We start from the raw sequence: 9942 nt of genomic DNA, 5'->3' as shown, positions 1-9942 counted from the left end.
TAAAAGGGCAGTTGAAAGTTCGATTAAATCGAACTTTCAACTGCCTAATTTAAATATTGGACTTTTTCAGTGCCCTCTTTGCAACAACCAGAACTTTTCCATTTATTATTTTTTCAATCGTACCACGACAACTTCACAATCTTCCACTGCTTCAAGACTATGCTTTTCGTTTGGCTCAAGCATTAACAGCGCATCGGCGTCAAGCTCTGTTATTTGCCCTTCCACATCAAATTTCACACGCCCTTTACGACAAACAATTAATACCTCACCAGGTGCTGTATGCTCTGCAATCGATTCGCCTGCTTTCAATTGTATATTCATCACATCGTAGCCTGCTCCTGCCGCGACTTTTCCTGCATGCTTCATCTTGTCCTGTAACAACTGCTCTATTTGAATATGTTGCATATCATGTACCTCCTTATTTAATAGCTAAAATTCCTTGCATATAAGCTGTGAAATAGTTAACTCAATTGCTTGAACATCATGTACAGCAGTATTTCGAAAGCCTACTATATTTCTTAATAATTTTTCATCAATAATATTTGCTTCTTCGTCCTCATTACCATAAACTATCACTTCCATCATATCATGCTTTTTACCATCGTTACAGTTGGCACACCTCTGTTAATATCCTCCTCAACAATTTGATAGCCAAGCCTTGTATAGAGACGGATATTACCATTCTCGCTTTTGTGCACTTTACATGTAACATATTTCAAATGTCGATTTGCGGCATACTGCTCTATATAATGAACCAGCTGTGTGGCAAGCCCTTTTCTTTGTGCAGAGGGGAACACAGATAGTCGTGAAAAATACAATATATCTGCTTCTAACTTGCATTTTACAACAACAACAATTTCATTTTGCTCTGTCAAACTAAAAATAATAGTACCTTCATCAAGCTCTCTTTTAACGGTCGCAGCAGTTTCCTTTAAAGCACTTGATAGAACGGAGTCACCTTCATAACGCTTGAATGCTGCATGTATAATTCGGATTATTACATTGTTGAATAGACATACTATCCCTCCACGCATATTAATACTATATATTGTATAAAAACGCTAAAAAGGAACCATCTGAAAAGATAGTATCTTTCCGGACAGCCCCTTTGAGAATAACCTATTAATAAGAATTCTTTAACATCAAACTCACAATATCGTCTTCTTGTATTGTATCAATTGCTATTTTATTGCGTTGCTTTTTCCCACATTTTATACACTCATGTATAAGTTGATAACCTTTTTTACTTGTATAATCCAAGTCAATTGGCTTCATTAAACCTCGACACTCACTTAAACGATCGCCAGGCTTTACATCCAAATGCTTTGAATACAAGCAAAATGGGCAATGATTGCGAAAGCTGCCATTTGTTAATGGCTGCACATATGCTTGACAATTTTCACATTGAAAAGCGGTATTTTCTTTTAATCTACTCAAACGTTATCTTCCTCCAAGATGAATTTTCATCTGAAGAAAAAGGGTTCCGTTCGTTTTCCTAATAGTGTTTCAGGCTTTTAAGGTGAATGAGCCAATTCACCGCCTTGCTCTACAAAGCGATTACTTCTAGTTCCTACTTCACGAGAACTTCTTTCATCTCTCGCTCCGAACCTCGATTGGTTTTATGCTTTTGTACCAACCACTGTAAGACGGACTTCTCCACCTTCCACTAGTATGTGTTCATCCTTAATCACTGACATCGGCAGTCGTCCCCTAGAAAACAACGCTTGAGTAAAAAATAAATTGAATCAAAAAATCACTCCACGATTGTAGATTATTCTCATTGTTTATTATGCCACAAATAGCTATAACAAAAAATCGAATCTTTCTTAGTTTACAGTCGTATAAAATAGTAATTAACATTTCATAATTGTGTCCAGCTTTTTTCCAAGCTCTTAAGAGGATTCATTAACTTGTGAAAACATTCATTGAAATTAAAATAAGGGGTGATACAATGTTGTGGATATTCGGCATTCCTTTTTTCGTTCTAGGCATCGCTAATAATGATTGGACATTTATTATACTCGGTATTACGTTATCCATTGTGTTTTACTTTGCGCAGAAAAAATCGAAAGAACAAAAATAATACATTGATAAAGCCCAACAATCATCTACATGACGATTGTTGGGCACTTTCTTTAATGAAACATTCCTCTATTTTCTTTCCCAGTTAGCTTTTCAATATGAATTTCGAAAAGCTCGATTTTCGGTAAAATTGGATAGCCTTCACGTTCAAATGTCCACTCTGGCTTGCCATACTTCACCATCAGTCGATCGAAAAATAAAGCTTTTTCAGATTCATCCTCAATACGTATAGCTGTGCCAAATAAGACAACGCTCGTGTACACTAACGCAGATTGACATGCATATTTTTTTCCGGGCTGTAACTCTCCCATTTCACTGACTTCAATACTCACTTTATTGTTTCTCTTTAAGTTTTCCCAGAAATGGCTTTGATGAATGTTGCCGATATGCAAATAAAGCTTATCTCCGCCTTCATACACATAAACAAAAGGTATAACATAAGGATATCCTTCCTCATCAACAGTTGCTACATGAGCAACTTTGCCAATTTTCAAAAGCTCCTGAGCTGCTTCCGTTGAAATTTCTACACGCTTATTTTCAATTAAACCTCTCAAATATTCCACCCCCAAAAGATATATCAATTATACATCTTTTGGATAACTACGTATAGTTTAAGTTTTCTGATAAATCATCCCACACAAAAAATACAATTCATATAAAGTAGAATTGTATTTTTAGGCTTTATTATTCACTTTTTGCTTATGCAAATACATTTGGCGATCCGCTATATTTATTAGCTGTTTAACTGTTACCCCATCTTGTGGGAAACAGGCATAACCAATGCTTGTAGAAATAGAGACGGCCTTGTCTTCAATAATAAACGGCTCCACTAATAGTTCATGAATTTTTGCAATTTGCTCATTATGCTGCTCAACAGAGGAAAGGTTTTCGACTAAGAGCACAAATTCGTCTCCACCTAGACGGGCAAAAACAGATTGTTCATCTGTCAACTGATGAAATCGCTCTGCAATCATTTGCAATAACTGATCTCCTTGCGCATGCCCCATGCTATCATTGACAGACTTAAATCCATTTAAGTCTAGGAAAAACAATGTGAATACAGCATCTTCCTGTTCAGTCAGACTTTCAATTCGATCAATAATAAATTTTCTATTTGGTAAATTCGTTAAACTATCATAAAATGCAAAACGCTTTAGACTTTTTGTAAATCCTATTGAATTTTGTAAGGATTTATTCAGCTTACGAATTCGCTCATAATGATTGGTCACATCATGAATTTCTAGCATAATATATATTTTATTATCCAATTCAATATGCCGTATTAACATATTTTGGCGCGGTTTCTTTGTAAACTCACCTTTGTCCTCGCAATCTATAAAATATTCATGCATAGCAGCTGAGCAAAAGTTCTTTTGCTTATTCCACAGAGCTTTTTCAAACATTTGAATGTATACTTTTTTATTTAAGCGTGGAATAACATGTGTTACTTGCTGCCCTTTAACATCACCTTCATCTTGACCTGTGTACTTTTTCAACCAGTCATTCCATAATTGGATATTTAAATGCTCGTCAAGCAAAATAATTCCATTACCTAACTGGTTAATAATCGTCAAATATAAATTATTCATCTGCGTCCCTACTAATCTCGTCCACTTTTTGTATTAAAAATTCAATAGATTCTAATGAGAATTTTATTAAAATGAGACCCATTACTTCAGATTCATCTACACCAAAATTCACATACAACAACAATATATTGCTTTCCTTTGTGTTAAAAAATGTTTTGCTGAACTCCCCTTGCTCATGCAAAACCACTTGCGGCACATCGTAGTCTAGCTTCATGTTAAGCAGGCTACCCATACCTCCCATTATTGCATTCAATATAATATTGCCAATTTCTTTCACAACATCAAAATCCTCATCACTAAAAGAGGATTCCTCCGCTTCCATCGTATATTCTTCACCTAAACAAAGTGCAGTCACATACTTAATTTGCTCAGTTGGAAAAATAAATTCTGCTCTTCCCGAGAAAACGTTTCCAAATTTTAGCGAAGTAGACAAAATCGTTCCATTCAAAATAGGAATTAAATTTTCTCTATCTTCAGCACTTAAATCACTAATTGTTAACAACTCTACCTCTGGAACAGATAAGTAAATTCTTTTTTGAAGAATTTCTGACAGCAAGCTAGCCGCCTCACCAACAAATACGTTATACAATTCTTTTAATATGTCTTCTTGTGTAGTCGTAAGCACGGATTTCACCTTTCTATCAATGACTGGATTTCACCAAGCTTGTCAACATTTATTGGTTTATTAATAAACTTTAATGCTCCAGCCGCCAAAACTTCTTCACGTACTGTTGCTTGGACATCTGCTGAAAGTACAATAACTTTAGCCTCTGGGAATTTTTCAAGCAATTTAACAATTGCCTCCTGCCCAGTCATATTTGGCATTAATAAATCTAAAAAAACTAAATTAGGTAAGAACGACTCATATTTTTCTATACATTCAACACCATCGTCAGCAGTTTCATATACAGCATCAGGATATATAGATTTTAACGTTTTTATAGTTATTTTTTGAGAAAATGCAGAATCATCAACAACAAGTATCTTCATAAAATTCCCCTTTCCTTTAAATAAACTTATTAATTTATAATAGCACATCAATTAGTTATTTTAAATCATTCAATCACAATATTAGCAAAAATATCACTGTTTTATAGGAAAATAAAATCAAAAGGAGAAAACGAAAATAGTTCTTAAGGTTATTAATTAATATAAATTTTGTAAATAATCTATATATATTGACTCAACGCAAAATATATATCATTATATGCCCCATCACTACAATAATTTCTATCATGCTATAATACGAAAAGCATAAAAGGAGGGGTTTTATGAATATATTCGAATACCAGCAATGGGTTACGGAGTTTTATAAAAAGCGTAATTGGTATGAATTAAGCCCATTTATTCGTGTAAATTTTTTAACAGAAGAGGTTGGTGAAGTTTCTCGAGCCATTCGCACAATTGAGATTGGGCGTGACCGTCCAGATGAAACAGCACTAACAAAAGCTGAGCAAATCGATAATTTAAAGGAAGAACTTGGCGATGTACTTGATAACCTTTTCGTTCTAGCTGATAAATACGATATCGATTTAACAGAAATAATGCTTAGTCATAAAGAGAAGCTAACAAGTCGATATAAATAGAAGGGGAAATCTCCCCCCTTCTTAATTTACATATTTATGTGAGCCATCACAGTTAGGCATCCGCTTTGAGTGCCCACAAATGCAATCGCGTAAACCTTTACCATTGAAAATACGTCCCATGTTTTTTTCGATGCGTGTCGTTTTCGTTTTTGATTGCTTTGCTTGTGCAAAATGATAAATATATTCACGCTGTCTGCCTGGTGTCAATGACTCAAAGGCCTCTTTAAATGTAGCATCCTCATCGAACTTACTTTGTAACTCCTCTGGGATTTCAATTTCTGGGTCCTTCTTTGTTTCCACTTTCAGACCTGCTGCTTCTACTTCGATTGCTTCATTAATATATTCCTTAATAACCGGCTCAAGTTGCTGTATTTCCTGCCAATTTTTAAAACGAATTTGGCGAGCTGCTTGTACCTTTTCCGTTTGTTGCACTAAAACTCCTGCTGGATCCTTCAACAACGCTCCTTTATGAAATAGCAATGCACAGTAATCTTTAAAACCATGGATGAGCACAATATTTTTATTTTTTAGCGTATAACAAGGATGCATCCACTTGAAATCCTCTGTTAGCCCGCTATCCAATGCAATTTCTCTTAATGCTTTAAACTCTTCTTTCCATGCCGTAGCATTACTTAAAAACTCATCTACTTTAGGATTCGTCATTTTTTACCTCCTCATTCTTATCATTGACGCCACAAATAACACCTGCATACACATTTTCCAATAAATTCGCTCTCATTTCCTCTACTAATGCTTCGTATTGTGTCATTTTAAATCCCCCCGATTTATTGCAAATAAGATAGTGTATCTACTACTTCACAAAGTCCACTTTCCTCAAGGAATTTTGCGACAATAGAAACATGTGAAACTCCAACGATAAAAATAATTCGCTCCTTGTCTGTTTCCATTAATCGAGTTAAATTCGAAAAGAGAATTAGATTTCTTTTATACCACCAGCTCAACCAATCAATGCCAATGTACTTGTTGAAATGACCAACTCTTGCTAAATTAATATACATTTCCACATCTATTATTAAAATAACAAAAACCTAAAAGAAAGTAAAAATAGTGACTAAGGCTCTTCTCATAACTGTTAAACTGCTTACTGAGCCTTCCCTTCTAGTACACATTATGCTATAATACACTTCGTCACTTCAACGCATCGAAGCGTAAAAGTATGTAATTAGAGGAGGCTCCTTATGTTAAAAGCAAAAACAACCCCTGTATTTTGGGAAGCACTTATAATTGTTTTCGTAATCATTGGCGTTATGAGTGCTAGCATTATTAAATTTAGCGCACCACCACATATACCTATTCTTATTATCGTCATATTGCTCATTGCTTATGGTTTACTAAAAAAAGTACCGTTCCAACAGCTCCAGCAAGGAATGATGGACGGAGCACAGTCTGGACTCGCTGCTGTTTTTATTTTTTTCTTAATCGGCATACTTATTAGCAGTTGGCTTATTAGCGGAACGATTCCAACATTAATTTATTATGGTTTTTCCATAGTTAGTGCTAGCTTCTTCTTTGCAATCGTGTTTATTATTACATGTATTATTGGCATTACTATTGGTAGCTCATTAACGACCGTCGCAACAGCAGGTGTAGCCTTTATTAGCATTGCGAGTGCGCTTGATTTATCGCTCGCATTAACAGCAGGTGCCATCGTATCAGGGGCATTTTTTGGTGATAAAATGTCACCACTTTCTGATACGACAAATTTAGCATCAAGCATTGTTGGTATCGACCTATTTGAGCATATTAAAAATATGGCTTGGACAACTGTGCCTGCTTTCATTCTTTCAATTATTGCTTATGCCATTTTGTCGCCGAAGCATACAACTGTATCTCTTACAAATGTCGAAACTTTCCAAGCCGCATTACTTGAAACAAATTTAGTACATTGGTACGCTTTATTACCTCTCGTATTATTAGTTATTCTATCAATAAAAAAAGTGCCTGCATTAGTGACACTAGCAATCGGTTCGATATTTGGTATTGCGTTATCCTTTTTGCATGACCCACTTTCCCTAACAGCTATTTTAGACATTTTATTTAATGGTTATGTGCCAAATACAACGAATGAGGCCGTTAATGCACTACTACATCGTGGAGGAATTGCGAGCATGTTTTTCACGATTACATTAGTATTGCTTGCTTTGAGCATGGGTGGCCTATTATTTACATTAGGCATTATTCAAAGTATCTTTGCTAAGCTTGAAGCTTCCTTAACAACAGTACGCTCTGTTATTACAGGCACTGCGATTACAGGCATTGGCGTAAATACGTTAATTGGTGAGCAATATTTAGCTATTTTATTAACAGGGGAAGCTTTTAAAGAGCAATATAAAAAAGTTGGGCTTGCCCCTAAAAACTTAGCACGTGCAATAGAAGACTCTGGAACAGTTGTTAACCCTCTTGTCCCATGGAGTGTCTGCGGTATTTTTATTACAGATATACTGGGTGTCTCTACAATCAACTATTTCCCATTCGCGTTCTTCTGCCTACTTGGGCCTGTTTTAACAGTGTTTTTCGCATGGAGTGGAAAAACACTGTCGAAAATTTAAAACAGCTATCTAATTCAATTGTGATTTGCTTGAATTAGATAGCTTTTCTTTATTTACTTGCGATTACTGGAACCCATAATTCACTACTAGGCACTCGGTCTGGCGCTAATTGATTTTCGATACATGGTAGATTCGCTAATTCATAGCCTGAGGTTGGCAGCCACTCTGTATATAAGCGTTGCCATGCCTCTGAAATATTTGGGAAAACAGCCCATGTACTTTTTGGCAATACGATTTTCTCCATATCCGTTGGTAGCTCGCCTGTATAGCGACAGCCCATCAAATAGTCAAAATCTTCATCTGTAATCGCCGCTTGTTTACCTACTACTCCTAAGATGCCCTCCATTTTGCATTGTGGATGCTCCCATGACATATCAATTAGTCGATGTAGCAGCCCGTTTTCTGTTGCCTCTCCCCACAGCTTTGGAATAACTTGAAAAGCATCCCTTGTTGTCACCTTTTGTTTAATACCTACAATCTCAATTTCAAAATCCAACACTTCAATTCTGTAATCCATTTCTACAGCCCCTTTAATTGAAATTTGAAAGGAAAGTCTCGGAATGGCTTTTAATTCAATCCCTTTATTACGAGCTGCTGTTGGATTCACTCCATGGAGGCTCTTAAATGCGCGACTGAAGGCATCTGGAGAATCATAGCCATATTTAAGGGCAAGATCAATAATTCGAACATCACTATTATTTTGAAGCTCAAATGCCGCAAGTGATAGGCGTCTTCGTCGAATGTACTCAGACAAAGTCATTCCTGTCATAGATGAAAACATTCTTGGAAAATGATACTCAGGACAGCAAGCCAATCTCGCTACTTCTTTAAATTCTATTTCATCTACTAAGTTTTCTTCAATATAATCCATCGCTCTATTTACTCTCTCTAACCAATCCATAAGTTCTCCTTTCAATACCTACTATAGGTGAGGACCTGTTGTTCTATCCGACATTTGATGCTCAATAAATGTCGGGTATCAGATATTTTCTCTGGGCTAGCCACTCTTTTTTACTTAATAGCGCTTCAATTGTCCTTCATCATAAAACCCTTCTACAAATGCTTTTTCAAAAAACATCGGTAGTCGCTCCTCCATACCTTCTACAAACTGGAGCTGCGCTAACTCATTCTTATGTACCCAAAACACATCGCCCTCATCCGTTTTATGTAATAGTTTCCCACTGTATACACTCGTTCTATAATTAAAAACAAAATAGCTTTCATCTTTGTCCTTGTTATACCATTGAATAATGCCGCATGGCTCTAAATTTGAAATCGTTAAACCTGTCTCCTCTTTTATCTCTCTAATAGTAGATTCAACAATGCTTTCACCCTTTTCCACATCCCCTCCTGGAAATGTAATGCCCTTCCACGATTTAACCCGATTTTGTACGAGCACTTTATTATTTTCTTTATCATAAATCATACACATATTCGTTAATGTAACATTAGCCATCGTTTACTTACCTCCCTCTTTTATTAGAATAGCATTGTTCAAACTTCACATGAAAATATTTTAATGATTCAAAAGATACCTTTACAAAAACGAACACACGTACTATATTGAACTTAATAAAAAACAATCTACATCTTTAGCATCATTTTAATATATTTGACAATAAATGATTATTAATCAAGAAAGCTCATTTGTATAATTGAAAATAAAGAGGTGGGAATATTGCGAATTTATGCCAAAGTAAAATCTATAGGTAAACGAAAGCCCGTACTAGAGCTACAGCCTTTTGATATAGCGCCCGCTGAAACGTTGCGTGAGCTTATTACACAAATCGTGCAGCAAAACGTCCAATCATTTAACGAAGAGAAACCATTCACACGCTATTTATTAGAAGAAGATATCGAAACTGCTTATGCACACGGAAAAGTAGGGTTTAATCATAAGTACAATGACCAAAAGCAATCTGAGCAAGCTGCAATTGAGGAGGCGCTGTTAGCATTTGAAGATGGCATCTATAAAGTGCTTCATGGCGAGAAAGAGCTTACTACATTAGATGAGTCTTTACATATAAATGAAGATGATATTTTTACATTCATTAAGCTAACAATGCTATCCGGACGCTTATGGTAAAAATATGGAAGTGGTTCACAAAACTTTTG

The 9942-nt window shown here is 35.7% G+C and carries 16 protein-coding genes and 1 other annotated feature; of the genes, 4 read left to right on the top strand and 12 right to left on the bottom strand.

The features are described 5' to 3' along the window. Window positions 1–105 precede the first annotated feature (105 nt). The 4 genes from M3Z76_RS11705 to M3Z76_RS11690 form a co-directional block, all read right to left on the bottom strand. Window positions 106–405: a cupin domain-containing protein gene (locus tag M3Z76_RS11705; protein ID WP_293927142.1), complete on the bottom strand. Its 300-nt coding sequence runs from the start codon at window positions 403–405 to the stop codon at window positions 106–108. A gap of 24 nt (window positions 406–429) precedes the next feature. Next, window positions 430–585, bottom strand: a complete 156-nt coding sequence (locus tag M3Z76_RS11700; protein WP_293927139.1) for a hypothetical protein — start codon at window positions 583–585, stop codon at window positions 430–432. Next, window positions 582–1034, bottom strand: coding sequence for a GNAT family N-acetyltransferase (locus M3Z76_RS11695; RefSeq protein WP_293927136.1), 453 nt, complete (start codon window positions 1032–1034; stop codon window positions 582–584). Before M3Z76_RS11695 ends, M3Z76_RS11700 begins: the two co-directional genes overlap by 4 nt. A gap of 88 nt (window positions 1035–1122) precedes the next feature. Next, window positions 1123–1437, bottom strand: a complete 315-nt coding sequence (locus M3Z76_RS11690) for an RNHCP domain-containing protein (protein ID WP_293927133.1) — start codon at window positions 1435–1437, stop codon at window positions 1123–1125. A gap of 76 nt (window positions 1438–1513) precedes the next feature. Then, window positions 1514–1687, bottom strand: a sequence feature (16S ribosomal RNA rRNA prediction is too short). A 264-nt stretch (window positions 1688–1951) separates the two neighbouring features. On the opposite strand from M3Z76_RS11690, the gene M3Z76_RS11685 reads away from it, so the two are divergent. Then, window positions 1952–2083, top strand: coding sequence for a hypothetical protein (locus M3Z76_RS11685; protein ID WP_293927132.1), 132 nt, complete (start codon window positions 1952–1954; stop codon window positions 2081–2083). Window positions 2084–2135: 52 nt separating this feature from the next. On the opposite strand, the gene M3Z76_RS11680 is transcribed toward M3Z76_RS11685, so the two are convergent. The 4 genes from M3Z76_RS11680 to M3Z76_RS11665 form a co-directional block, all read right to left on the bottom strand. Continuing rightward, window positions 2136–2645: a pyridoxamine 5'-phosphate oxidase family protein gene (locus M3Z76_RS11680; RefSeq protein ID WP_293927130.1), complete on the bottom strand. Its 510-nt coding sequence runs from the start codon at window positions 2643–2645 to the stop codon at window positions 2136–2138. A 111-nt stretch (window positions 2646–2756) separates the two neighbouring features. Then, a complete protein-coding gene (locus M3Z76_RS11675; protein WP_293927128.1) occupies window positions 2757–3671 on the bottom strand; it encodes a sensor domain-containing diguanylate cyclase in 915 nt (304 codons plus the stop codon). Then, on the bottom strand, window positions 3664–4227 hold the full coding sequence (locus M3Z76_RS11670; protein ID WP_363320663.1) for a hypothetical protein: 564 nt from the start codon (window positions 4225–4227) through the stop codon (window positions 3664–3666). The genes M3Z76_RS11675 and M3Z76_RS11670 overlap by 8 nt, the downstream gene beginning before the upstream one ends. 74 nt (window positions 4228–4301) lie before the next feature. Beyond that, the gene (locus tag M3Z76_RS11665; protein WP_293927122.1) at window positions 4302–4661 is read right to left on the bottom strand and encodes a response regulator; all 360 of its coding nucleotides are present in this window, start codon (window positions 4659–4661) and stop codon (window positions 4302–4304) included. Window positions 4662–4942: 281 nt separating this feature from the next. Here M3Z76_RS11665 and M3Z76_RS11660 point away from each other — a divergent pair, with 281 nt between their 5' ends. Next, entirely contained in the window at window positions 4943–5257 is a 315-nt protein-coding gene (locus M3Z76_RS11660) for a MazG nucleotide pyrophosphohydrolase domain-containing protein (RefSeq protein WP_293927119.1), read from the top strand. Between the two features lie 21 nt (window positions 5258–5278). Here the strand turns inward: M3Z76_RS11660 and M3Z76_RS11655 are convergent, their stop codons facing one another. After that, window positions 5279–5920, bottom strand: coding sequence for a DUF1801 domain-containing protein (locus tag M3Z76_RS11655; protein WP_293927116.1), 642 nt, complete (start codon window positions 5918–5920; stop codon window positions 5279–5281). Window positions 5921–6042: 122 nt separating this feature from the next. Continuing rightward, on the bottom strand, window positions 6043–6276 hold the full coding sequence (locus M3Z76_RS11650) for a DUF5694 domain-containing protein (RefSeq protein ID WP_293927113.1): 234 nt from the start codon (window positions 6274–6276) through the stop codon (window positions 6043–6045). Between the two features lie 180 nt (window positions 6277–6456). Between M3Z76_RS11650 and nhaC the strand changes: the two genes are divergently transcribed. Further along, window positions 6457–7827: a Na+/H+ antiporter NhaC gene (nhaC, locus tag M3Z76_RS11645; protein ID WP_293927110.1), complete on the top strand. Its 1371-nt coding sequence runs from the start codon at window positions 6457–6459 to the stop codon at window positions 7825–7827. A 49-nt stretch (window positions 7828–7876) separates the two neighbouring features. Here the strand turns inward: nhaC and M3Z76_RS11640 are convergent, their stop codons facing one another. Beyond that, a complete protein-coding gene (locus tag M3Z76_RS11640; protein ID WP_293927107.1) occupies window positions 7877–8728 on the bottom strand; it encodes an AraC family transcriptional regulator in 852 nt (283 codons plus the stop codon). A 114-nt stretch (window positions 8729–8842) separates the two neighbouring features. Then, window positions 8843–9283: an 8-oxo-dGTP diphosphatase gene (locus M3Z76_RS11635; protein ID WP_293927104.1), complete on the bottom strand. Its 441-nt coding sequence runs from the start codon at window positions 9281–9283 to the stop codon at window positions 8843–8845. Window positions 9284–9505: 222 nt separating this feature from the next. On the opposite strand from M3Z76_RS11635, the gene M3Z76_RS11630 reads away from it, so the two are divergent. Further along, complete coding sequence (locus M3Z76_RS11630; protein ID WP_293927101.1) at window positions 9506–9913, top strand: hypothetical protein; 408 nt, start codon at window positions 9506–9508, stop codon at window positions 9911–9913. Window positions 9914–9942 lie beyond the last annotated feature (29 nt).

Origin of the sequence: Metasolibacillus sp. (assembly GCF_025291715.1) — a bacterium.
GTDB classification, from domain to species: domain Bacteria; phylum Bacillota; class Bacilli; order Bacillales_A; family Planococcaceae; genus Metasolibacillus; species Metasolibacillus louembei.
This window is presented reverse-complemented; position numbering and strand designations above follow the sequence as displayed.

Excerpts from the sequence above, each read along its gene's own strand:
- M3Z76_RS11705 (WP_293927142.1), bottom strand. The coding sequence starts at position 405 with ATGCAACATATTCAAATAGAGCAGTTGTTACAGGACAAGATGAAGCAT.
- M3Z76_RS11700 (WP_293927139.1), bottom strand. The coding sequence starts at position 585 with ATGATGGAAGTGATAGTTTATGGTAATGAGGACGAAGAAGCAAATATT.
- M3Z76_RS11695 (WP_293927136.1), bottom strand. The coding sequence starts at position 1,034 with ATGCGTGGAGGGATAGTATGTCTATTCAACAATGTAATAATCCGAATT.
- M3Z76_RS11685 (WP_293927132.1), top strand. The coding sequence starts at position 1,952 with ATGTTGTGGATATTCGGCATTCCTTTTTTCGTTCTAGGCATCGCTAAT.
- M3Z76_RS11675 (WP_293927128.1), bottom strand. The coding sequence starts at position 3,671 with ATGAATAATTTATATTTGACGATTATTAACCAGTTAGGTAATGGAATT.
- M3Z76_RS11665 (WP_293927122.1), bottom strand. The coding sequence starts at position 4,661 with ATGAAGATACTTGTTGTTGATGATTCTGCATTTTCTCAAAAAATAACT.
- M3Z76_RS11660 (WP_293927119.1), top strand. The coding sequence starts at position 4,943 with ATGAATATATTCGAATACCAGCAATGGGTTACGGAGTTTTATAAAAAG.
- M3Z76_RS11655 (WP_293927116.1), bottom strand. The coding sequence starts at position 5,920 with ATGACGAATCCTAAAGTAGATGAGTTTTTAAGTAATGCTACGGCATGG.
- M3Z76_RS11650 (WP_293927113.1), bottom strand. The coding sequence starts at position 6,276 with ATGTATATTAATTTAGCAAGAGTTGGTCATTTCAACAAGTACATTGGC.
- nhaC (WP_293927110.1), top strand. The coding sequence starts at position 6,457 with ATGTTAAAAGCAAAAACAACCCCTGTATTTTGGGAAGCACTTATAATT.
- M3Z76_RS11640 (WP_293927107.1), bottom strand. The coding sequence starts at position 8,728 with ATGGATTGGTTAGAGAGAGTAAATAGAGCGATGGATTATATTGAAGAA.
- M3Z76_RS11635 (WP_293927104.1), bottom strand. The coding sequence starts at position 9,283 with ATGGCTAATGTTACATTAACGAATATGTGTATGATTTATGATAAAGAA.